Origin of the sequence: Parachitinimonas caeni, from assembly GCF_030129945.1 — a bacterium.
GTDB classification, from domain to species: Bacteria; Pseudomonadota; Gammaproteobacteria; order Burkholderiales; family Chitinimonadaceae; genus Parachitinimonas; species Parachitinimonas caeni.
Genome location: NZ_JARRAF010000001.1, coordinates 379,128 through 403,454, shown reverse-complemented (window position 1 = coordinate 403,454; position 24,327 = coordinate 379,128). Strand labels below are relative to the sequence as shown.

16 protein-coding genes are annotated in these 24,327 nt (G+C 61.5%); 12 read left to right on the top strand and 4 right to left on the bottom strand.

Annotated features, from left to right (window positions below; translation table 11 throughout):
- Nucleotides 1–196: 196 nt before the first annotated feature.
- Nucleotides 197–1,594: a hypothetical protein gene (locus PZA18_RS01745; RefSeq protein ID WP_284099043.1), complete on the bottom strand. Its 1,398-nt coding sequence runs from the start codon at nt 1,592–1,594 to the stop codon at nt 197–199.
- Nucleotides 1,595–1,928: 334 nt separating this feature from the next.
- Between PZA18_RS01745 and PZA18_RS01740 the strand changes: the two genes are divergently transcribed.
- Nucleotides 1,929–2,663, top strand: a complete 735-nt coding sequence (locus PZA18_RS01740) for a substrate-binding periplasmic protein (RefSeq protein WP_284099042.1) — start codon at nt 1,929–1,931, stop codon at nt 2,661–2,663.
- A 17-nt stretch (nt 2,664–2,680) separates the two neighbouring features.
- On the opposite strand, the gene PZA18_RS01735 is transcribed toward PZA18_RS01740, so the two are convergent.
- The 3 genes from PZA18_RS01735 to PZA18_RS01725 form a co-directional block, all read right to left on the bottom strand.
- Nucleotides 2,681–3,709 (bottom strand): hypothetical protein, encoded by a 1,029-nt coding sequence (locus PZA18_RS01735; protein WP_284099041.1) that lies wholly within the window; start codon nt 3,707–3,709, stop codon nt 2,681–2,683.
- 32 nt (nt 3,710–3,741) lie between these two features.
- Complete coding sequence (locus tag PZA18_RS01730) at nt 3,742–4,821, bottom strand: hypothetical protein (protein ID WP_284099040.1); 1,080 nt, start codon at nt 4,819–4,821, stop codon at nt 3,742–3,744.
- Nucleotides 4,822–5,112: 291 nt separating this feature from the next.
- Nucleotides 5,113–5,823 carry an autoinducer binding domain-containing protein gene (locus PZA18_RS01725; protein WP_284099039.1) on the bottom strand — a complete coding sequence of 237 codons (711 nt, stop codon included), beginning with the start codon at nt 5,821–5,823 and terminating at the stop codon, nt 5,113–5,115.
- 979 nt (nt 5,824–6,802) lie between these two features.
- Here PZA18_RS01725 and PZA18_RS01720 point away from each other — a divergent pair.
- The 11 genes from PZA18_RS01720 to PZA18_RS01670 all read left to right on the top strand — a co-directional run bounded on the left by PZA18_RS01720 (nt 6,803) and on the right by PZA18_RS01670 (nt 24,277).
- The gene (locus PZA18_RS01720; RefSeq protein WP_284099038.1) at nt 6,803–8,536 is read left to right on the top strand and encodes a fatty acyl-AMP ligase; all 1,734 of its coding nucleotides are present in this window, start codon (nt 6,803–6,805) and stop codon (nt 8,534–8,536) included.
- Nucleotides 8,537–8,539: 3 nt separating this feature from the next.
- A complete protein-coding gene (locus tag PZA18_RS01715) occupies nt 8,540–9,493 on the top strand; it encodes an acyl-CoA desaturase (RefSeq protein ID WP_284099037.1) in 954 nt (317 codons plus the stop codon).
- 36 nt (nt 9,494–9,529) lie between these two features.
- Nucleotides 9,530–10,549: an acyl-CoA desaturase gene (locus PZA18_RS01710; RefSeq protein ID WP_284099036.1), complete on the top strand. Its 1,020-nt coding sequence runs from the start codon at nt 9,530–9,532 to the stop codon at nt 10,547–10,549.
- A 32-nt stretch (nt 10,550–10,581) separates the two neighbouring features.
- A complete protein-coding gene (locus PZA18_RS01705) occupies nt 10,582–10,860 on the top strand; it encodes an acyl carrier protein (RefSeq protein ID WP_284099035.1) in 279 nt (92 codons plus the stop codon).
- A 126-nt stretch (nt 10,861–10,986) separates the two neighbouring features.
- Nucleotides 10,987–11,874 (top strand): class I SAM-dependent methyltransferase, encoded by an 888-nt coding sequence (locus PZA18_RS01700; protein WP_284099034.1) that lies wholly within the window; start codon nt 10,987–10,989, stop codon nt 11,872–11,874.
- A gap of 3 nt (nt 11,875–11,877) precedes the next feature.
- Nucleotides 11,878–14,007 carry a beta-ketoacyl synthase N-terminal-like domain-containing protein gene (locus PZA18_RS01695; protein WP_284099033.1) on the top strand — a complete coding sequence of 710 codons (2,130 nt, stop codon included), beginning with the start codon at nt 11,878–11,880 and terminating at the stop codon, nt 14,005–14,007.
- A 24-nt stretch (nt 14,008–14,031) separates the two neighbouring features.
- Entirely contained in the window at nt 14,032–14,289 is a 258-nt protein-coding gene (locus PZA18_RS01690; RefSeq protein ID WP_284099032.1) for an acyl carrier protein, read from the top strand.
- Nucleotides 14,290–14,308: 19 nt separating this feature from the next.
- Nucleotides 14,309–15,595 (top strand): cytochrome P450, encoded by a 1,287-nt coding sequence (locus tag PZA18_RS01685; RefSeq protein ID WP_284099031.1) that lies wholly within the window; start codon nt 14,309–14,311, stop codon nt 15,593–15,595.
- A 10-nt stretch (nt 15,596–15,605) separates the two neighbouring features.
- The gene (locus tag PZA18_RS01680) at nt 15,606–16,367 is read left to right on the top strand and encodes a thioesterase II family protein (protein WP_284099030.1); all 762 of its coding nucleotides are present in this window, start codon (nt 15,606–15,608) and stop codon (nt 16,365–16,367) included.
- Between the two features lie 705 nt (nt 16,368–17,072).
- A complete protein-coding gene (locus PZA18_RS01675; protein WP_284099029.1) occupies nt 17,073–20,135 on the top strand; it encodes a type I polyketide synthase in 3,063 nt (1,020 codons plus the stop codon).
- Entirely contained in the window at nt 20,132–24,277 is a 4,146-nt protein-coding gene (locus tag PZA18_RS01670) for an alpha/beta fold hydrolase (protein WP_284099028.1), read from the top strand. The genes PZA18_RS01675 and PZA18_RS01670 overlap by 4 nt, the downstream gene beginning before the upstream one ends.
- Nucleotides 24,278–24,327 lie beyond the last annotated feature (50 nt).

The following is a 24,327-nucleotide window of genomic DNA, read 5'->3' as shown; positions in this document are numbered from 1 at the left end:
GCCGGATTTGGGCCTGCTGCCGCGTTAAAAATCGCTTGCTTAGCTCACTAAGCGGCGCGCTTTTTGCCTTGCATCAGGCCCAAATCCGACGAAACGCGATCCGGAAATAAAACGTCAACAGAGCCTAGCTCCCGCCACGGCAGGAGTTTTCTCACCAACCGCCTCAGCACGGCAACAACGCTTTACGACAGCCCCCTTAGCGCAGGCAATACACCTTGCCCGAGGCATCCAGTACCGGGTAAGGCACATCCATCGACAACTGCGCACTGGAAAACTTCAGCCGGCCTTGGTCCGGATCGGGCATGCCATTGGGCAATACAAACAACCCACCCGGCTCACCGCAATAAGACAAATCCGAAATCATCGCCATCGTGGCAGACTTTGCCGTCAAAGACCCGCCGGTTAAATGTACCTGTGCCGAATACCCGGTAATTTCATAAGCAAAATCCGCAATTGAATACAGCCCAGCCAACTCGGAAACGACCATTTTAGAGTTTGGAATAAACACCTTTGCCGTATTGGCCTGACGGATATTTTCAACAAACTTGAATATCCCCAGCCTATCTTCCGCCTCCTGGCTTTGCTGGGCGATTTTCAGCTTTAATTCACGCTCCAATTGCAAATCCAAAGCTTCCGGCACCGGAGCAATATTGTGCAGCAGGATGTCGAGCGGGCTCTGGTCTTTCTCGACCTGGCTTTTCCACTGCCTCCCCTGTCGATCCAGCAAATGCCCGGCCAGTGCGCCAAGCCGATAACTTTCTAAAGCAATATCGGGTATTACCTCAGCACTCTGCTGGATTTTTTCATTTACTGCAGCATGATATTGTGATGAACCAAATGCATGCCCCTTGGCGATTGTTTCTGCCACCATTTCAATATACGTAGCGCTACCTTCAACAATATCTCCCCAATGTATCTGTAACACCTCTTCCGGATATTGCTGCTTCCACTTCTGATACCAATAGCTGGCATGTCCTAAATCCGCCAGATTCCCTTGTGCTGCCCTTTCCAAAGACCTGGCAAGATGATTACGCAGAACGCGTGGCTCAACCGCAATCGGCAAACGGGTGCTGCGTGAAGCCTTGTCGCCATCCAGCTGCCATTTATCCTGCAGGTAATAGTGCATTGCCTCATGGGTCGCCAGCGTGAAGATAAAGGGGATTGCGGCCGGCTCTGCCCGTATTTTTGCGAGCTCCGCCTGATCTAAGGTCTCACCAAGACTGATAAATAAAGCAAAACGTCCTTCGCGCCAGTTTTCCAATTTCTGATACGTGCCATATTCATTCGGCAGTTGTCGCGCGCTGATTTTTTCATAAGAAATGGGCCGGCTGCCATCTCGGTCTATCTCCCATGCTTGGCGACCATCCGCCACGACCAAAACAAGATTCCGGTACATGGCGTCTTTTTCATTTACCCCGCCCCATATTGCATCCAATGAAGGCCAGGCTTTTTCGGCGGCAGCAGAGATTCGCTGAATATAATAATCGGTAGAATTCTCTTCCGACTGTTTTCCCTCATTGCAACCTTGAAGAAAAACTGCAGAAGCACATAAAGAAAGCAAAGGAGTAAAGATAGACTGCTTACCATAATTCATATAACTGCCTTTTTAAAACAGGGATTGGTAGAAACCCTAATTAACAGCCCATCCTTCCTTCATAACGAAGAAGCCAATGGGAATTAAAAAGCCAAATGGGATGCCCTACCAACGATTGAATCAAACACCTGGAAAACGAAATGGCGGTTGAGTGACCCGTAATTAAATTAAAAGTTTCAACTTAATGTGGACAAAATCTCGCGAGGCAACGGCACAGCCAGATAGCCTTACAGAAAAAAGACATCGCCAATTCTTGCCGACGCGGCAGAAATTCGCCATAAAAGGTTTATAAATCAAGGATGCCGTTCGCCAAATTTCAGAGGAAAGACACATCATGAGACGCAACCTATTGCTGGCATGCCTGACGGGTTTGTTGTGCCTGTGTCTGGCTGCGCCGACCCTGGCAGACGGTCGAATCATCAAAATTGCGGCCGATGAGGAAAAGCGCGGGGGCCATCTGGCCGAGATCACCGAGGCGGCCTTCAAGAGAGTGGGCTACGAACCGCAGTTTGACTTCGTCCCCTGGGCCAGGGCGCTCAAGGGCACAATCGCTGGCAGCTATCAGGTGTTACTGGCGGCCTATTACAACGAGGAGCGGGCACGCACGATGCTGTACAGCGAGCCGATTGGAACCGTAGAAGTGTATTTCTGGGCACTGAAAGACAAGCACCTGCACTATGAAACCCTTAGCGACATGAAACCCTATTTGATCGGTTTCATTCGTGGTTCCACCGTCAGCCCCGAGTTTGATGCGGCCTTGAATACCACCCTGCAGGTCAACTACACGAGCTCTGCCGAGCTCAACCTGAAAAATCTGCTGACAGGCCGGATTGATGCGTTCGTCGAGAAAAAGCAGCAGGTTGACTACCTGCTGCAAACCACCTTCGCCAAAGACGCCTCCCGCGTCGAGACGGTCGGCGCGCCGCTCAAAGTCGGCAAGTTCCACAACACTGTCTCAAAAGCCATCCCCAACGCCCAGCAAATCCTCGACGACTTCCACAAGGGCCTCAAACTGATTCGCCAGGACGGCACAGAAAAAGCCATCCTGACCAAGCATGGGATGCGTTGAGTTTGGGTCGTGGCATTTCAGGGAATTTCCTTGATGGCCGCGTCATGTCCTTTTGCATATTCACTACAGAGCTTATAGACATACTGGCCACGATCGCCGCCCCACAGCTGGAAATTCACCTGCGTTCCAATCTGGCGCAGCAGCTTGATCAGGTTCGTGCGATCTTTTGCCAGGCAAGAGAAATAGCCATACGCATTGAGATTCCAGATATCCGGATATTGCTTGAGCATGGCATCAAAGCCATCACGCATCGAGGCCCAATTAACGCGCGATTTGGAAAATAGTGAATTACCAAACTCAACCTGGGTTAAATACCAGTAAATTCTTGCATAAATCGCCCAGCCTTCTCCCGATTTATTACGCACGACCGCTTCCTGTGCAAATTTTTCCACCGCCTCATAGCTGCCACCATTTCTTGGCAGTCGTAACTCGGCGATATCAAAATAGAGCGCCTGAAAACTGGGAAATTTCTCAAGCGCTTCATTGATAATCTGCGGCAACTCTCTGGAATTGACGTCTTTGTGATTTAGTACTTCCAGCATCGTCAGATACCATATGGGTGTCGATCTGGCAGCCGGCCCGCCTTCCATCAAAGTTTTGTAAGCCTTCTCGGTATATTGATTGATTTTCAGCCATTCATTCGCCGGAACGGCATTGGACGAACGATCGCCCCTTAATGCGTAAGATCGCTGCAAATACACTCGGGCAAGAAAAACCTGGGCAATGGCTGATTTCGGAAACTGCGTCCGCCAAGTCACTGCCCGGCGTTCCTGATCATTCCAGTATTGGTTGGTATTTTCGCCAGAAAAAATTCGCTCCAAGCCATCCCGAAAGCTGACCATTTTCCAGACACCACTCGGAAAGCGCTCTTTCGTGTCCAGACTTTTCATATGCATTTTTTCCAGCCGGGCAAAATCCTCGTATTCCAGCGCATGCTGGGTCTCTAGAAAGAACCGGCGTCTATCGCCCAACTCGTCAGCGCCGGCACTGATCAGTGGAAAGATCGCCAGCAACAGCCCCACCGCAATATTGGTTGAGATCTTCATCAGGTAACCTGCCTCGCTAAATACTTCACACCCTATTTGGTTGGCAATGACTGGACGATCTTATTCAGAAATTCGGGGAAATTGGTTCCGCCTTTTGCATAGGTTACGCAATCTTTATATACTTTTTCTCCGTCTTTGCTCCCCCACTGTTCATAGATGATATTTTCGCCCACAAGCGGCAAGATTTTCCGCAAAGTTTCATAATCAACAGCAATGCAGGAAAAATAGGCATAGGCATTTCTATTTCGGTCATGTGGATATTTCGCCAGAATATCTTCAAAACCCTGCTTCATCAGCGGCCATTTTATTCTCGAAGTAAAAAACACGGGGTGTCCATAGTGATTCGCCGTTGCATTCCAATAAATTCGGGTATAAATGGAATTACCACTTATCGGTTTCGATAATTCAATCGAGCGCAACGCCAGCTGGTCGATCTTTTCCCAAGAGCCTCCCCATTTGGGTTCAAGAAACCAGGCTGCCATTAAATATAAGGGGTGATAATCTGGAAATTTCTTTATCCCTTGCTGCACAGCTTTATCATAGGTTTTCTCATCGGTACCACTCATCTTCATGACCTTAAATGCCAGCACATACCAGAAAGGATCAACCTGTAACTGTTCCGGGTTCTTGGCGAGCACGTCATAAGATTTATCCAGATATAGTCGTATATATTTGAATGCGGCAGGATCCACCTTGTCGATAAATTCGTCGCCGCGATAAGTCCAGGCATGGCGCAAATGCACATTTGCCAGAAAGAGTGGTGCCAAAGTCGAGCGCGGGTAACGTTTGCGCCACATTGCAATTTTCTTTTCAACGGCTTGCCAGTGACCAGGATCAAGATCCGCACGCAGGATCCGCTCCAGCTGCGCATGCATCAGATCCAGCATCCAGCCACCGCTTTGCGTTCTGGTTTTGGCTGTTAAGTATTCGGCATACATCTTTTCGAGTTTGGCAAAGTCGTCATTCTCGAAGGCATACCTGACATCCAGATTCAAACGCTTGATCTCGGTATCAGACTCTGCAATCGCGCACGGTGGCGTGATCAGGATCGCGACCCAAAGCGCTTGCCAGAGCCAGGTAACGATACGGGCAGTGCGCAGGCATGTTTTCATCGGGCTATCTCCGTCCTCGGGCGGTACGGTCACCCCACAAACAAGAACCATTGATGACGCACCTCACACCAACATAGCACTCTGGCTACGCCGTTACCGGCACCGGCGACCAATGGGCGGTGCCGGCACAGGCTAGATACCGTTAGCGTTTTTGTTTCTGGTAACGCCGGGCCGGGTTTGAGGCAGGACGCGGCAGGGTGCGCGTGGTTGAGCGCGCTATATAAGCGAACCTTAACGGCGCCACGCCCCACCATCGACCCGGTGCGACCAAAGGCAAAACGTCAACAGCATCTAAAGCAAGCCCAATACTGCAGCCATGATGGCGGCGGCGGTTTTGTTGGCGGCGTTGAGTTTGGCGGTGGCGTTGTTGAGGTGGAAGTCGGCCGTGCGCTTGGAAATATTGGCGAGGTCGGCGATTTCGCTGGAGGTCTTGCCTTCAGCAGTCCAGCGCAGCATTTCGATTTCGCGGGCGGATAGTTTGGCGCGCATTTCGGGCAACAGGCGGGGCACGACGCTACGCGCCATGCCAACGTGGGCGGACTGCGCCAACCAGATCATTTCCATCTGCTTGTCAGCCAGCTCGGTGGCATGCAGGGCTTCGGCGCTGCGGGCAAGTGTCAGCATGCCGCTGACGCCCGTGGCGTCTCTGCACGGTTGCGCCCAGCCAAACGCGAGGCCAGCGGCACGCGCCTCTTCCCACAGCTCGGGCGTGCGAGCGAACAGACTATCGGACCAGACCAGCGGTTGTAGTGAGCGCAGGGCATGCTGCACGGTGGGGTCCACCGCGAGGTAGCCACGGTCGCGATAGCGCGCCTGCCAGTGGTCGGGGTAGTTGTTGATCATGACCGTGCGCGGCTGCGAAAACGGATAGGGGGCGCGCAGGCCGTAGGCGCAGTAATCGAAGCCCAGGTCGCGGGCGATGCGTGCCACGCGGTTGAATAGCTCCTGTTCGCTCAGGGCGCTGATGCTGCCTTGCAAAAGTTCTTCCTGCCATGCTTTCACGGCGTTCTCCTGGCTGGGCAGCGATCGCCGCCTGGCTTGATGCGAAAGTTCTGCTGACCTGAGGTTTGCAGTCGCGTTTCACCGGAAAATAGCCTGGCCCGGTGTTGCAGAGCGCTTGCAAAGAATGACTATGCGGCGCGCTCTGTGCCTTGTTCCAGACCGTTTTCCGGCGAAACGCAATCTGCAAACTTCACGTCAGACAGAACCCAGGCTTTTGGTCCAGCCTGCCTGTCAACGTTGACACTATGGCTGGCGGATAAATCCGGTTATCTTGCCTTCCTCTGCGACAGAATGCCGCAGCAAGATGACACCGCCTTTGCCAGCAACGTCTTGCAAGCCCTGTTTTGGGTTGCCCCTCGTTGTCGCTACCCTGCCCTCGCGTCATCTGCATCGGATGACGATCTTTTCGCTCTGGCGCCCAGCGGGCCATGCCAGAAGACGGCCTATTACAATACCAACAATTCATTTGAATATAAATCTGTCCATTTGGTCAGGCAGCCGCACAGCCAAGCAGGCCGTAAACCTGGCACCCCGCCGGCAGGACAAACGTCACTATTTATTTGTTAGACAAAAGAATTGTTACTTTTCACATCGTCTTTTCATCGGGCAAAAGTACAAAAACTGGCAACTTTGACAGTTACATCAGCCAGTTTGTCGCGCCAAACTTCGCCAGATTTTTTGAATACCCGGATCGGCTTATGTGCATTCCGGGTCGGACAAACCGGCAAATTGGCGGCTCGTCTTCCTGACCAGCCCCTCTTTTCAACTTCCGGTACCTAGCCATGCGCCCCCAATAGGCTTAGGCCTCCTGGCTGAACGCGCGCATCGGCGGGACGCTGGTATCTGGCACCGGCTTGTAGACCCCGTTGTCCTGCCCTGTGGCAGCGCAGCATGTGCGGCATCGCCCCATTTGGGCCCGATCCCACCCTGACAGCCGGCTTCATGGCCTGGCTAACCCGCTGCTTACTGGAGCTGCCATATGGACGCCTCGATCCTTGCCCGTCTGTTTCATCACGCCCAAACCTCGCCGTCGAAACGGGTCTATGCCTATCTCGAACGTGGCGAGCGGCTGGCCGCCAGCCTTGATTACGCGCAGTTGCAGCAAAACGTGCTGGCAACAGCCAGCGCCTTGATCGACCTGGGTTATGAGGGCGAACGCGCACTGTTGCTGTACGCGAATCCCTTGGAGTTTGTGCAGAGCTTTCTGGCCTGTCTGGCGGCAGGGGTAACGGCGGTACCGCTGGCGGTGCCATCGGCCCGGCATGCGGCCAGTGTGGCGGCCATTGCCCGCAACGCGACAATCGCCTGCGTGCTGGCTGGCCGGCGCGAGCAGCAGCAGTTGCAGAGCCTGCTGGAGCCGGAACTGGATGCGACGCCCTGGCATTGTTTTGACGGCATGGAACTGGAGACCTCAAGTGGCGCGATCCGGCAGGCGGAAGCGATTGCTTATGGCGGCGGTTCACGGCTGGCGTTTCTGCAGTACACCTCGGGTTCGACCGGCACGCCCAAGGGCGTGATGGTGAGCCACGCCAACCTGATGGCCAATGAAGCGGTCATCGGCGAAGCCATGCGCATGCATCGCGATTCGGTGGTGGTGGGCTGGCTGCCGCATTTTCACGATATGGGGCTGATCGGCAATCTGCTGCAGCCGCTGTATCAGGGGGCTGAGTGCGTGCTGATGCAGCCGGTCGATTTCATTCAGAAGCCCTTGCGCTGGTTACGTGCCGTGTCGGATTACGGCGGCACCGTCAGTGGCGGCCCCAACTTTGCCTACGACCTGTGCGTCGCCAAAACCAGCGAGGAAACCCGGCAAGGGCTGGACTTCAGCCGTTGGGAAGTAGCGTTTACCGGGGCAGAGCCGATCAAGGGCGAGACGTTGCGCCGGTTTGCAGCGGCTTTCGAAGCCCACGGCTTGCGCCGTTCGACGCTCTACCCCTGCTACGGCATGGCCGAGAGCACGCTGTTCATCACCGGCGAGCAGCAAGGCCGCGCTCCGCTGATTGTCAGCCTGCGCAGTGATGCGCTGACGATCGGCGCCGCCGTGGTGCCGGTTGCGGCCGACACCCCGCTGGCGGCCGAGTTTGTCGGCTGTGGCCTGCCCCGGCAGGACGCCCGCATCCGCATCGTTCATCCCGACACCCTGCAAGCCCTGCCAGAGGGTCACGTTGGCGAAATCTGGGCGCAGGGCGGCAGCATCGCCCTGGGCTATTACGCCAATCCACAAGCCAGCGAACACGGCTTTGCTGCACAACTGAGCGGCGAGGCCGGCAACTGGCTGCGTACCGGTGATCTGGGCGTGATGCATGCCGGCCAGCTGTTTGTGGTGGGTCGGCTGAAGGATGTGCTGGTGGTGCGTGGTCGCAACTATTACCCGCAAGACATTGAGCACAGTGCCCTGCTGGCCGATGCCGAAGCGCTGGCGACCGGCGGTGGCGCCGTGTTCCAGCGGCAGGCCCCGCATGATGAGGAAGTGGTTCTGGTCCAGGAGCTGACCCGCCAGGGTGTACGCCAGGCTGACCTGCCCGCCCTGCAGGCCGCCGTGCGGGCGCTGGTGATTGAACGCCACGGCATCGCGCTGGGCGACATCGTGTTCATCAAACCGGGCCAGCTGCCGCGCACCACCAGCGGCAAGGTCCGTCGCAACCGCTGCCGCGAGCTGTATGAGTGCGGCGGCTTTGAGCCGCTCGATGCCGTCGAGCCAGTCGAGGTGTAATCAATGAGTCTGCAATCGTCTTCCCCCCAAACCCCCACCAGTCCGCCCCCCCAGGCACTGGCCGCCAGCGGCGGCCGGTTGGCACAAAAGGCGCACGCCATCCTGATCGTGGCCTTGCCGACGCTGGCCGTCGCCGGTGCCATCTGGGCTGCGCTGCATGGCATGGTCCGGCCCTGGCATCTGGGCCTGATGGGCATCATGTATTTCTGCACGATTCTGGCCATCACGGTCGGCTTTCACCGATTGCTGACCCATCGTGCCTTTCTCACCGGCCCCAAAGTGAAAGCCCTGCTCACCATCACCGGCTGCATGGCGGCACAGGGGCCGCCCCTGTACTGGGTCAGCAACCATCGCCGTCACCACCGCTATGTCGACCGCGCTGGCGATCCGCACTCGCCCGTCAACGACAACGGTCAGCCCTTGGGCCGCTGGCAGGGCTTCTGGCATGCCCATACCGGCTGGACCCTGCGCCACGACTTGTCCAGCTCGCTGCAGTACTGCCCCGATCTGCTGCAGGACGCCACCGTACGCTGGGTGGGCCGCCATTACTTCAAATGGATTCTGCTGGGACTCTTGCTGCCGGCACTGGCCGGGCTGGCCATCACCGGCCATTGGCAAGGCTTGATCGAGGGCGTGTTCTGGGGCGGCTTTGTCCGGCTGTTCGTGACCTATCACCTCACCAACGGCATCAATTCGGCCGCGCATATGTGGGGCTACCAGCGCTTCGATACCGGTGACAGCAGCCGCAACAACTGGTTTCTCGGCCTGTTTACGCTGGGCGAGGGCTGGCACAACAACCACCACGCCGATGGCACCGCCGCCGTATTTTCGCGGGCCTGGTACGAAATCGACATTGGCGGCGGCTTCATTCTGCTGCTGGAAAAGCTGGGGCTGGCACATGCCGTGCGGCGCGGCCACACCCGGCCCGTCAGTCACGAAGCAGACGTCAATCCCTGACGCACAACGAATCCGACCTCCCCAAGGAAAAACACCATGCAAGACGCAGAAACCCTGACCCCCGCTGAGGCGCTACGAGCCCCCGGCATCGAGACGCCCGCCAGCGCACCACCGGCTGAAGCGGAGCGTCCGAAGATGAAGCGCACGGTCGAAAACCGGCAGCTCAAGCGCATCCAGCATATTCATACGGTGGTGATGACCGTCGCCGGGCTGGGTGGCCTTATCAGCGCGATTTGTCTGCACTTTCTGGTGCAGCCGGTTTCGGCGGCGGCGCTTGGCATCTTCGGTCTGTTCTTTTTCAGCGTCGGCATGGGGCTGACGATTGGCTACCACCGCCACTTCACCCATCGCAGCTACAAGGCACCCACCGCCTTGCGGGTGCTGCTGGGCATTCTGGGCTCGATGGCCGGCCAAGGCCCCATCGTGTTCTGGACCGCCCTGCACCGCATGCACCACGAGATGGCCGACAAGCCGGGCGACCCGCACTCGCCCAATCTGCACGGTGAGGGGCTCGTCAACAAAGTGCGGGGCATCTGGCATGCCTACATCGGCTGGACCGTGCAGCACGAAGTGCCGAACGCCAATTTCTACTCGCGCGACCTGCTGGCCGACGCCCCGATCATGTGGGTGAACAAGCGCTACTACCTGTGGATTGCGCTGGGTCTGGCCTTGCCCGCCCTGTTGGGGCTGGCGCTGACCGGCACCGCCTACGGCGCCCTGGAAGGGCTGCTGTGGGGCGGGCTGATCCGCATGTTTGCCCTGCATAACGTGATCTGGTGGATCACCTCGTTTGCCCATGTCTTTGGCAGCCGCGACTACCAGTCACGCGACCTCAGCACCAATAACTTCTGGCTGGCGCTGCCGACCCTGGGCGAGAGCTGGCACAACAACCATCACGCCTTTCCGCGTGCCGCCATCCTGTCGCTGCACTGGTGGCAGATCGACATCAGCGGTGGCGTGGTCGCCATTCTGGAAAAGCTCGGCATCGTCAGCGAGGTCTGTCGCGTCAGTGCCGAAGACAAGCAAAAGCGTCAGGCCAACCCGTCCCGCCACTAACCCAAAAACAACCCAACCCCGAGGAATACATCATGAGTGATACCAGCGTACTCAGCCCCGTCGCCAAGACCGGCACCGTTGCCAACGAAGACCAGATCATCGACTGGCTGCGCCAGTACATCGGCGACGTGCTGGCCCTGCCCGAGGATGAGATCGATATCGACGCCAGTTTCCAGCAGCTGGGGCTCGATTCCTCCGCTGCGGTTGGCATGACTGGTGATCTGGCCGACTGGCTGGGCCGCGATATCGACGCCGCTGCGGCCTATGACCACCCGACAATCCGGGGTCTGGCCAAGGCCCTGGTGAGCTGACAGGCCGCCAAGGCCGAGGGTTTTGGGCCTCCGGGCCCGCCCAGCCACGTCCGATGCCGCGCCACCCCAAACCAATCACTCACCCCGCCGGGACACCTGCCGCGGGATGTGAAAAGGAATCACACCGTGACACTCAGTACACCGCATACCGGCGCCTCGGCCGAAGCGATCCAGCACCACTACGACGTGGGCAACCAGTTTTACGCCCTGTGGCTGGACCCCGGCATGACCTATTCCAGCGCGCTCTGGTATTACGACAGCGAAAGCCTCGAAGCCGCCCAGCGCAACAAGCAGGACTGGCATCTGGACCGCGCCGGCCTCGACAACGCCGAACGGCTGCTTGATGTGGGCTGCGGCTGGGGAGGACTGATGCGGCGCGCCCTGGAGCGCAAGCCGGACTGCCACTGCACCGGCCTGACCCTGAGCGAAGCCCAGGCGGCGTATATCAACCGCTTGTCCGCACCCAATATCGAAGTCCGGCTCGAAAGCTGGGCCGACCATCAGCCCGATGAGCCGTATGACGGCATTGTCTCGGTCGGCGCCTTCGAGCATTTCGCCCGGCTCGACCAATCGGTGGCCGACAAAATCGCCGGCTATCGCCAGTTCTTTGAATTCTGCCGGCGCAATCTACGGGCGGGTGGTCAGCTGTCGCTGCAGACCATCAGCTACGAAAACGCCAGCCGCAGCCAGTTCAGCCAGTTTTTTGCCAACGACATCTTTCCCGAATCCGACCTGCCGCATCTGGCTGAAATCGCCGAAGCCTGCCGTGGCATTTTCGAGATCGTCGAGCTGCGCAATGACCGTCACCACTACGCCAACACCCTGCGGCACTGGCAGAAAAACCTGCGCGCACACAAGGACGAAGCCTTGGCCCTGGTGGGAGAGGCCAAGTATCGCGATTACGAAAAATATCTGGCGCTGATGGTAGTGGCCTTCCACACCGGCACCATGAACCTGAGCCGGCTGGCGCTACGTCGCCTGCCCGAGTCCACGCCGTTTACGAGTGCCAGATAAATCATGGCTGCGCAGCGTCCCATTGCCATCATCGGCATCGGCTGCCGCTTTCCCAGCGCAGACGGGCTGGAAGCGTTCTGGCAGAACCTGATCGACGGCCGCGACTGCGTGGGTCCGGTGCCGGCAGAGCGCTGGGAGGCCAGCCGCTTTGGCGGCGAAAAGGCCGGCGAACCCGGTACCACCTATTGCCCCAACGTCGGCATGGACGCCAGCGGCGACTGCCATGACGCCGCCTTCTTCGGCATCGACCCCGAGGAGGCACGGCGCATGGACCCGCAACAGGGCAGCGTACTGGAAATGGCCTGGCACGCCTGTGAAGACGCCAATCTGCCGCCCGACAGCCTGGCTGGGCGCGATGTCGGGGTGTTCATCGGCGTCAGCACCCGCGACTTCGATCGGCGCATGTCGGGGCTGTGGCAGCACGTCGATGTCCGCACCAGCACCGGTGCCGCCGGGGCGATTGTTGCCAACCGCCTGTCCTACCTGTTCGGCCTGACCGGCCCCAGCGTGGCCATCGACGGCGCTTGTGCCTCCTCACTGGCATCGGTGCATATGGCCTGCCGGGCGCTGGATGATGAGGAATGCTCGCTGGCGCTGGCTGGCGGTATTCAGTTGATCCTGTCGCCGGCCAACATCATCGCCTTCTCGCAGGGCGGACTGCTGGCCAAGGACGGCCACTGCAAGCCGTTTTCTGCGCAGGCCGATGGCTATGTCTGTGGCGAAGGTGGCGGCCTGCTGCTACTCAAACCACTGGAGCTGGCGCTACGTGATGGCGACCCGATCCGGGCCGTGATCCGTGGCAGCGCCATCAACCATAACGGTCGCAGCAATGGCATGGCCGCCCCGTATCGGGCCGGACAGCTGCAGGTGCTGTGCAAGGCGCTGGCGCGCGCGGGCATCGAACCGGCATCGGTGGATTATGTCGAGGCTCATGCCCCCGGCACCTTGATTGGCGATGCCATCGAGCTGCAGGCAATCCGTGATGTCTACGGCGCGCAGCGACCGGCCGGGCGGCCCTGCTTTGTCGGCTCGGTGAAATCGAATATCGGCCATCTCGAAGCCGCTGCCGGCATCGCCAGCCTGATCAAAGCCAGCCTGGCCGTTGAGCGCGGCATCTTGCCGGCCAGCCTGCACAGCCAGCCGGCCAGCCCCCTGCTGAAGCTTGGCAGCGACGAGGCGCCCGGCTCGGTCTGCCTCAGCAGCCACACCCGGCTCTGGCCACTGGGCAGCGGACCACGCCGGGCCGGCGTCTCGGCCTTCAGCTTTGGCGGAGGCAATGCACATCTGCTGGTCGAGCAGGCTCCCGACCCCACCGCCACCACACCGAACGCCTCACCTCCGCTCTGGCTACTGGCCGTCAGCGCCCGCAGCGATGCCGCCTTCCAGCAGCTGTGCGCCGACTACGCCGAGCGACTGCAGCAACTGCAGCAACAAGCCGCGCCGCTGGCGATGCTGGGCGACTTCTGCCGCAGCAGCCTGCTGGGGCGCCAGCACCATAGCTGGCGTCAGGCCTGGGTGGTCAGCAGCTGGAGCGAAGCGATTCACGCCTTGCGTCAGGCCAGCCCCTTGGTCGCCGGCAATCGCCAGTGCCGCATCGGCGTCATCGCCGCGACTTCTGGCGGTGCACTCAGTCTGCCGGGCCACTGGCATCACCTGCTGGCCGATCTGGCGCCGGCCCGGTCCGGACCACCCGAGATACTCTGCCTGGTGGCCTTGCTCAAGCGCCTGGGCCTATCGCGCCTGCATCTGGCCAGCAGCAGCCCCTTGCTCGGTCAGCTTGGCGACTTTGCCAGCCAGATCGGCTTGAACGTGATCGGGCCGGACCAATCGCCCCCCCGAGCCGGCGACTGCCCAAGCCTGATCGACGCCAGCCAGAACGACAGCACCGGCGATCTGCTCTGGCAACCGGCCCACGGCCTGCCCACGGCTGCCTTGCAGCTGGCCTGCCAGCTCTACCAACGCCACTTCAAGCTCGACTGGCAGCCATTTGTTGCGCTGAGTGGCCGGGGCAGCCATCGCCTGCCTTTGTATCCCTTCGAGCGGGCGCGCCATTACCGGATTGCCGACGCCCTGAGCCTTGATGCCGATGCCAACGCCGATGCGCTGCCTTATCTATTGAAACCCCGTGATTAAAAGCCCTTTGGAAGACAACCGACCATGACCACAACCGAACTCCTGCAAGGCCACGAAGCCATTGAAGACTGGCTGGTCCAGCGTTTTGCTCAGCTGGCCGAAGTCAGCCCCGACGACATCGACCTCGACCGCCCGTTTGCCGACTACCAGCTGGATTCCGCCGTCGCCGTCACCGTCAGCCGCGAATTTGGCGCCTGGCTGGGTAAAGAGCTGTCGATCACCCTGTTCTGGGAATACCCGACCATCCGCAGTCTGGCTGCCGCGCTCGACGCGGGTTTCTGATCGCTACCGGAGCCTCACCATGTCCTTCGTCGCAGAAGCCAACGCCCAAACCATCGTCCGCCCGGCACCTGCCAAGGCGGCACCCCTGTTTTTCAACCCGCGCGACCCCGAGTTCAACAAGAACCCCTATCCGCACTACCAGCGCCTGCGCGACGAAGACCCGGTACACCGCAGCCCCTGGGGCGTCTGGTTTCTCGGCAAATACGAGCATGTGCGCGGTGTGCTGAAAGACCGTCGTTTCAGCGTGCAGGACGTGCCGGGCCAGCTGCGCAAGAAGAACGAGCTGCTGAAAACCCGCCGCATCTCGCCCAACCAGCCCGACAACCTCGACGCGCTGATCGCCAACTCGGAAAACTGGTTCGCCTTCCTCGAAGCGCCCGACCACACCCGGCTGCGCAAGCTGGTATCGGCCGCCTTCCAGAAACGGCAGGTGGAAAACATGCGCGCCCGCATCCGCCGCTGCGCCGAAGATCTGCTGGCCAAGGTGGAGGGGCAAGACGGTATGGATGCGATGGTGGATTACGCCAACCTGCTGCCCCAGAACGTAATCGCCAGCCTGCTGGGCCTGCCCGCCGAGGGTTTTGGCCAGTGCGTGGCCTGGGCCAATGTGATCGGCCGCATCTTCGATCCGCTGGTATCGCTGGAGGAATACAAGGCGCTCAACCAGTGCTCGATCGAGTTCATGGACTATCTGCGCGGCCTGATCGCCGAGCGCCGCGCCCACCCGCAGGATGACCTGATCAGCGGCCTGATCGAAGCCCGCGACGAAGAAGACCGCCTGAGCGAAGCCGAGCTGATCTCGATCATCATCCTCAACTTCGGCGCCGGCGAGGAAACCGTGGTCAGCCTGATCGGCAATGGCGTGCTGGCACTGATGCAGCACCCCGAGCAACGCCGCCATCTGATGGCCCACCCCGAGCTGATGCCAAACGCGGTGGAGGAGATCCTGCGTTACGACGCGCCACTGCAGATGACCTCGCGCACTGCCCTCACCGATGTCGAAATCGGCGGCAAGCTGATCCGCAAGGGCGATCAGGTGTACGTGGCGCTGGGTTCGGCCAACCGCGACCCGGAAGCGTTCGCCAACCCCGACACGCTCGATCTGGAACGGCCGCGCCCTCACCATATGTCGTTTGCCGACGGCCACCACTATTGCGTCGGCGCCCAACTGGCGCGGATCGAGGCGCAGGAGGCATTTTCAGTGCTGTTCGAGCGCTACCCGAACCTGACCATGCTGCCGCAGGAACTGACCTACCGTGACCACACGGTACTGCGCTGCATGAACAATCTGCACGCCAGGTTCTAGGAATCGGCAGATGAATTCGCCCTGGCTGATCGGACTCGATGCCAAACCGGAGGCTCGCCTCACGCTGGTCTGCTTTGGCTCGTCCGGCAGCGGCGCCATCCAGTTCCGCGCCTGGAACCGGCAGACGCCGGACTGGCTGCGGGTGGCCGGAGTGCAATTGCCGGGGCGGGAGGCCCGTTTCCGCGAGGCGCCCTGGCACGACCTCGGCGCGCTGGCCACTGCCATTGCCGATGCCCTCGGCGAGCAGCTCACCGGGCCGTTCGCTTGCTATGGCCACAGTTTCGGCGCCCTGCTGGCGTTCGAGGTGTGTCGCCAATTGCGACGGACCGGCTCGGCGTTGCCACAGCTGCTGGCCGTCGCCGGCCGCTGGGCCCCACAGTTACCGCACCCCTATCGCAAGACCTATCACCTGCCGGATGCCGAGTTCATTGAGGTATTGGCGCAATACGGCGGCACCGATCGCCGCATTCTGGCCGATGCCGAGCTGATGCGCCTGTTCCTGCCCGGCATCCGTGCCGATCTGGAACTGAATACCGAGTACGTCTACCCGCCGGAGCCGCCCCTTCCCCTGCCGCTGATCGCCTTGCGTGGCGACGCCGACCCAGTATGCAGCCCGCCCGAACTGGCCGCCTGGCAGGCCCAGACCACGGCCGGTTTCAGCCTGCATACCTGGCAAGGTGGGCATTTTTTCGAGAAGGCAGGGCAGGAGTTGGTGTTGGGGGTGGTGGTGGAGGCGTTGGGGAGGGGGATGGTGGAATTGGCATCAGGATGATGCTCAGGTTTTTAGCGCCTTACGGCGCGTTGGTTTGTGAGCGGGGGGCGCCCCGCATGCGCCCTTCTTTCTTTGCTTTGCCAAAGAAAGAAGGCAAAGAAAGGCAACCCGACTTCACCGCCCTTCGGGTGCCCTGCGCTCCTCGCCCTGCGTGGCCGGTGCGTAAACTCGCCCGCCCTGCGGCCGGACTCAGACAAACGCCCCGGACGACCCCACTCCGGCCTGCGGTGCTCGGCGGTTCAGATGGGAAGGGGGCGCATAGCAACCGTTTTGGGACTGAAGTCATGGCGTGCGGAGAGATTGAATGTACTCACAGCGGTTTGCAGTTTGTGGCCGACCACAGCTCTAACCACAGCGAGCCCCTACCGCCCTCTAAGCCGCCGAGGACCGGGTCACTGGACGGGGGTAGTCGGCGGCAGCCTGTCTGAGCACGGCCGAAGGACGGGCGAGTTCTGCCGACGCCCGGCCAGTGGCCCGGACCGAGGGAAGTTGCGCAGCAACCGGTGCAGGGGCTCGCCTTTCTTTGCCTTCTTTCTTTGGCGAAGCAAAGAAAGAAGGGCGCATGCGGGGCGCCCCCCGCTCCCAAACCACCGCGCCGTATGGCGCTAAACACAGAAAGAAAAAGAAGAAAGAAGCAGAAGCACAAACCCCGTGAGCCCCTGCCGCATGGCTCACCCAACCAACCATCCCCCAAGGGGCCGCCCCATGAATACGCCTCAAACCCCGATTGCCGTCATCGGCATGGCCTGCCGGCTACCCGGTGCGCCCTCGCTCGATGCCTACTGGCAGCTGCTGAAAAACGGCGTGGACGCCATCAGCGAGGTACCGCTCGAACGCTGGTCGCTCGACGAATTCTACGACCCCGACCCGACCGCCAGCGGCAAAACCACCATCCGCCACGGTGGCTTCATTGAAGGCGTCAACCGCTTCGATGCGGCCTTCTTCGGCATCTCGCCGCGCGAACTGATCGGCGTCTCGCCCCAACAACGGCTATTACTCGAAGTGGCCTGGCATGCAGTCGAAAACGCCGGCCTGTCGATGGTCGAGCTGTCGGCCAAACACGCCGCCGCTGGCCGTCGCACCGGTGTGTTCATGGGCGTCGCCAGCTTTGATTACTACGACCGCGTGACGCAAGACCCAGCCCGTATCGACGGTTACTCGCTCACTGGCAATGCCTATAGCGTCACCGCCAACCGCTTGTCTTATCTGTTCGACCTGCGCGGCCCCAGCATTGCGCTTGATACCGCCTGTTCTTCGTCATTGGTCGCCATCCACCTCGCCTGCCAGAGCCTCGCGACGGGTGAATGCACCACAGCACTGGCGGGCGGCGTGCAGCTGATGCTGTCGCCGTGGGTGACGGTTGCGGCATCGAAAGGCGAATTCCTGGCGCCGGATGGCCGCTGCAAGACCTTCGATGCCAGGGCCGATGGCTATGCCCGGGGCGAAGGCATCGGCGTGGTGGTGCTCAAACGGCTGGATGAAGCCTTGCGTGACGGTGACCCGATCTGGGCGGTGATACGCGGCAGTGCGGTGAATCAGGATGGCCGCAGCAATGGCCTGACCGCCCCCAACCCGGCCGCGCAGGTCGATGTGGTCGCCACCGCCTGGCGGCGCGGCCAGATCGCGCCGGATCAGGTCGGCTATATCGAAGCCCACGGCACCGGCACCAAGCTGGGCGATCCGATGGAATTGAACGCCATGGCCAATGTGCTGGGACCACGGTCGCAGAAATGTCTGGTCGGCTCGGCCAAGACCAATTTCGGCCATCTTGAAGCCGCCGCTGGCGTGGCCGGCTTTATCAAGGCTGCGCTGTGCGTGCATCACGGCGAGATTGCCCCGCATCTGCATTTCAACACACCGAATCCGCTGATCGACTTTGAGCGCCTGCCACTATCGGTGGCCACCCAGCACCAGCCCTGGCCCACTGGCCTGCCCCGCATTGCCGGGGTCAGCTCGTTTGGTTTTGGCGGTACCAATGCCCATGTGGTGCTTGAGGCCGGCCCCGCGCCGCGCCAGAGCGCCATCACGTCCTCAGCGGCCTTGTTCTGCCTGAGTGCCCGCAGCCGGCCCGCCCTGGCGGCCCAGGCCGAGCAACTGGCCAGATGGTTGCAGCATCACCCGGCAGCCTCGCTGTCGGCGGTTGCCAGTACCTTGGCAATGGGCCGCATGCGCTTTACCGAGCGACGGGCGTTGGCGGTGACCGATACCGCCAGCGCGGCCCGGAATCTGACACAACTGGCCACGGAACTACGGACCCAACCGGCCGGCAGCCGCCGTCCCAGCAAACCAAAGCTGGCTTTTGTGTTCACCGGCCAAGGCGCGCAGTACCCCGGCATGGGTCGGGGTCTGTACGAGCACTTCCCGGTATTCCGCGACACCTGGCGTGAAGCCGACGCCATTCTGGCCAATCAACTGGGCGGGCCGCTCAGCCAGCTGGTCTATGGCCACGATGCCAACGCCGCCACCCTGGCACAAACCCGCTACACCCAACCGGCACAGTATGTGTTGCAGGTAGGGTTGCTGCGGGTGCTGGCCGATTGCGGCCTCAAGCCCGCCCTTCTGCTGGGCCACAGCATTGGTGAGTTTGCTGCGGCCCACTGCGCCGGCGTGCTGAGCTTTGAGCAGGGATTGCGGCTGGTGGCGCTACGCGGTGCCAGCATGCAGTCGTGCCCGGCCGGTGGGGCGATGCTGGCGGTACAGCTCGACCGCCTGACCGCCACCGCACTACTGCGGCAACGCAATTCGCAAGCCGTCATTGCGGCCGTCAATGGCCCGCGCAGCATCGTGCTGTCGGGGCCGGAAGTGGACATTGTCGAGCTGGAACAGGCGCTGGCCCAACAGGCTGTCGGCCATAGGCGGCTACAGGTGTCGCACGCTTTTCACAGTGGTGCGATGGCACCCGCCGCCCTCAGCTTGCGCGACTACGCCAGCCATATGCCGCATGGCAAGCCAGCCCTGCCACTGATTTCGTCGCTGACCGCCGAGCCCGTGGGGACTGATCTCGACTGGCCCAGCTATTGGGCCGAGCAGATATTGAACCCAGTGGAGTTCGAACGGGCGGCGGCCCGGTTGGCACAGGAAAAACCAGACCTGTTGCTGGAGCTGGGACCACAGCCAGTGCTCAGCCGCCTGCTGCAACAGCAGTTGGGCGGGGCCTATCGCATCCACGCCACGCTCGATACCAAAGTGGACGATCTGGCGCAGCTGCTGACGGCCATCGGCGCCGCTTACGATTGTGGCATCGAGCCCAATCCCGCCGGTCTCTTCACCGCAGATGGCGGTGCAAGGCCGCGCCTGCCCGGCTACCCCTTCGAGGTGCAGGCTCACCCGCTGTACCCGCCGGTTTCGCTGCCGCAAGCAGGCCATCTGGCCACGCCGCATGCCTGGTTGACCGATGCCACGGTCGAGCAGCACGGCAAAGGCGAGTTCAGCGTCAGCCTGCCCTTGGGCAGCCGCCGCTTTGGCTGGCTGGGCGATCACACGGTCTTCGGGGCCGATGTGCTGCCGGCCACCGGTTATATCGAGCTGGCGCAGGCCGCAGCTTTCCGGATTACCGGCCGGCGGCGTTGGCAGCTGGAGGGGCTGGAGTTCCGCCGCCCTCTGGTCTTGAACGAGGACGACCGCCGCGTGCGGATTGATCTGGCCGCAGAGGGGGATGCCTGGCGCTTTACCGTCTGCGATGACGACAACCAGCCCACACAGAGCCGGGCTGTGTATTCCTGCGGCTTGCTGCGCAATCTGCCCGCTGTGGAGGGACACCAAGCATGAATCACCCCGATTTCCGCCCCGGCACCTGGTCGGGCAGCGAGCGTTATGAGTGGGATGCCGAGCTGAAACTCAGTGGCATCCGTCTGGGTCGGCGCAGTCGCGACAATGGCGAGTCCGACTATGTGCTGGGCATCGACGATAGTCAGGGCAGCCGGCTGCTGTCACTCGGCACCGCCAGTGCCGAGGGGTTTTCACCGGAATTGCGGCTGCTGGCTTTCGAGCAGCTGGCCAGTCTCGATCCCGACCCAACCCGCCATGCCTTCTGGGCAACCCGCGCCCGCTGCCGGCGGGCGATTGCGCCGGCAGCGTTTTATGACCAGGTGGCCGCCCTCAGCATTGTCTTTGGCCCGAATTTTCGCGCCGTGCGGGAAATCTGGCGGGGGGACGGCGAAGCCATCGGCCGGGTCGAGCTGGGTAGGGCGATGCACGGTGAAACCCCGGCTTATATTCATCACCCGGTATTTCTGGATGCCTGCCTGCAGCTGTTTGGCGCCACGCTGTTCGACGAAGCGAGCCGCAAGACCTTTCTGCCGGTCGGCATGGAATCGTTCCGCTTCGAGCCCGGCCCGGTCAGCGCCGCCTGGAGCCATGTGCGCTTGCGGCAGGCCATTGCGATTGCCGACACCACGGCGCTGGCCGATCTGACTTTCTACGACCTGCAAGGCCGGCCGATTGGTGAGATCTGTGGTTTCTCGTTACGGCTCAGTGACCGTAGCCAGCTGATGGAGCAAGGCGCCCGCCTGGGCGGCCCGGCCAGTTATCACCTGAGCTGGGAAGCGCAGGACCTGCGCCCCAGCCAATCACCCCACGCATTGGCTGCGATACTGGGTGGCGGCAAGCTGGCCGAGGCGCTGCGCCAGCAACTGGAGGTCGGCCAAACCCTGCCAAGCGGCGCCGAAGCGGCCGCCATCGTGGTGGACAGCAGCCAGCCACTGGCCGCTGCCAGCCTGCTCGACAGCGCCCGTCAACTGCGGCAGGCCGTGGCTCAGCTAGGGCTGGATCAGCCGGAGGCGCGCTTGCGCCAGCTGTGGTTTATCACCCGCTCGGCGCAGCAGGTGAGCGGCCATGACAGCATCCGGCCGCAGCAGGCGCTGATCTGGGGGTTTGCCCAGAGTCTGGCCCGCGAATATCCGCAGCTGCGGGTGCATTGTCTGGACGAAGCCGACGAGCATGCCGGCCAGGCTGCCGCCACGGAAATTCGCGGTGGCAGTGTTGAAACGCTGGTGGCCTGGCGCGGCCGACAGCGCTATGTGGCACGCCTGGCGCCACTGGTCACCCCAGCCGTCAGCGCGCTGCCGGCGGGCAGCCCGTTTACCTTGCGGACGTCGGCCTATGGTTCGCTCGATAACCTCTATCTGGCCGCCTGCGAGCGCAGTGAGCCGGCCGCCGGCGAAATCGAGATCCGCGTTCACGCCACCGGCCTCAATTTCAAAGACGTGTTGCACGCGCTCGGCATGCTGGCCGAAGGCGGCCAGCAATCGGGGGTGGGCTCGGCGGCCAGCATGCTGTTCGGGGGCGATTGTGCCGGCGTGGTCAGCCGCGTCGGTGCGGGTGTCACCTCGGTCGCAGTCGGCGACAGCGTGGTGGCGACGATGGCGTTTGGCTGCTTTGGCAGCCATGTGGTGGTGGGCGAGCACTTTGTGGCGCCACTACCCAGCGGGCTAGGTTTCCACGAAGGCGCGGCGATACCCACCGCCTATCTGACGGCCTTCCACGCGCTGATGCGGTGCGGCGGCCTGCGGGCCGGCGACCATGTGCTGATCCACGCGGCGGCGGGCGGTGTCGGTCTGGCGGCCACCCAGCTGGCGCTGCGCTTCGGTGCCGTGGTCTACGCCACCGCCAGCCAGAGCAAGCATGCGTTCTTGCGCTCATTGGGGGTTCAGCAGGTCTACGACTCGCGCAGTCTGGACTTTGCCGAGGCCATCGGGCAGCAGCGGCCACAAGGCTTGCAACTGGTGCTCAACTCACTCAATGGCGAATTCATCGAGCGCAGTCTGGCCCTGCTGGCGCAGGGCGGCCGCTTTGTCGAGATCGGCAAGATCGGGGCCTGGACCGCACCGCAGATGGCCGCAGCCCGGCCCGATGTCGGCTACAGCCTGTTTGATCTGATGGACGTCGCTGCCGAGCAGCCACAGCTGCTGGCCGACGAATTCCGCGCTGTACTCAAGCTGATGTCGGATGACGGTCTGCGGCCGACACGGGTGCAAACCTTCCCGATTGAGCGGGTCAGCGATGCTTTCCGTTGCATGGCTGAAGCCCGGCATATCGGCAAGATCGTGGTGACCCAGCCTACGCATGAGCAGACCCGCACCGTGCGGCCGGACCGATGCCATGTCATCGTCGGTGGTCTGGGGGCGCTAGGCCGGCAGCTGTTGGGCTGGCTGGTGGCGCAGGGTGCCCGGCAAATTGCGCTGATCAGCCGTCGTCAGCCCGATGCGGCACTTTGCCAGCAGTTGCAGACCGGGCTGGCCCAGGGCGCCAGCCTGCGTTTTGTCAGTGCCGACATGGCCGACCGGCAGCAGGCGATCACTGCGCTGGAGCAAATCGCCAGCGAGGGGCTGCCGCTGGGCGACATCTACCATCTGGCCGGTGTGCTGGCCGATGGCTTGGTACGCAATCAAACCGATGCCAGCTTTGCCACGGTCCTGCAAAGCAAGGCGGAAGTGGCGCTGAATCTGCATCTGGCCAGCCAGCGCCTGGCGCATGATCGGCTGATTCTGTTCTCGTCGATTGCCAGCGTGTTTGGCTCGGCCGGCCAATCCAACTACGCCGCAACCAATGCGGTGGTCGATGCGCTGGCGCACTACCGGCGACAGCTGGGCCTGCATGGGCTGAGTATCAATTGGGGGCCGTGGGCCAGTTCGGGCATGGCGGCCGAGCTGGATGCCGCCGACCAGGCGCGATTGGCCGATGCGGGCGTGCAAGCACTGCAGGCCGACGAGGCCTTCGACTTGATGCGCCAGCTGCTGGTGAGTGAGCAGACGCAGGCCGTGGTGGCCGACATCGACTGGTCACGCGCTGCAGCCGCCTTCCCGCCCGGCCAGATGCCACCCTGGCTGGCGCCGCTGCTGGGTGGTCATGGCAGCCATGAAGACATCGGCAATGTGCTGGAAGACTTGCGCACGCTGCAGGGGGAAGCCCAATGGCAAGCCATGACGGCAGCCGTCTGCCGCTGTCTGGCGCAGGTGTTGCGGCTGGCCGGTAGCGACATCCAGCCCGAGCAGACACTGGGCGAGCTGGGGCTGGATTCGCTGATGGGGGTAGAGCTGCGGCACAAGCTGGAGAAACTGATCGGGGCCAGTGTGCCGATTGCCACCTTGGTACGCAGCCCCAGCGTGGGCGAATTGGCCACCGAGCTGCTACAGCGCGCCGGCCTGGGGAGTGGCAGCAGCCAGTGCAGCGGCGATGGTGCCGCGCTGCTGCGGCTGGGCGGCCCATCGGCCGCGCCGGCCCGGCTGATCTGTTTTCATCATCTTGGCGGCAGCGCCGAATTCTTCCGCCGCTGGGCCGAGCCACTGTATGAACAGTATGAGGTCTATGCCGTGCAATTGCCGGGGCGCGGCCAACGGAGTGAAGAGGGCTACGCCACCGATTTCGACAGCCTGCTGCACAGCCTGCTACCCACTCTGGCAGCTCTGGGCGACAAGCCGCGTGTGCTGTATGGCCACAGCATGGGCAGCCATCTGGCGTTTGAAAGCGCACGACGACTGGCAATGCAGGGAGCCGCGCCCCAGCATCTGGTGCTCAGCGGCCTGTGGGCGCCGCACGATCACTCCGCCGAGAAACATTCCGACTTTCTACGCGACAGCGGCTGGAACGAGCTGGAGATTCCCGCAGCGCTACAGCAGGACGCGAGCTATATGCAGAGCCTGCAAAAACTGATCGAAGCCGATGCCCGTCTGCTACAAAGCTATGGCGGCGTGACAGCCGATAGCAGTTTGCCTATCCCGCTAACCCTGTTCTCGGGCCTGGATGACGCCATCGCCCCGCCAGACAAGGTGGCACGCTGGGCTGAGCTTTGCCGCGAGCGCTTCGAGCACCATCGCTTGCCGGGGCGGCATATGTTCATCATTGCGCAACAGACAGCCCTGCTGGCTGCGTTGCGGCAGGCGCTGCAGGGCTGTGTTTCATGTGAAACATAGCCTGGGACAGCACAGGCCAATAAAACCAATTTCAGTCAATTCACCAAGAG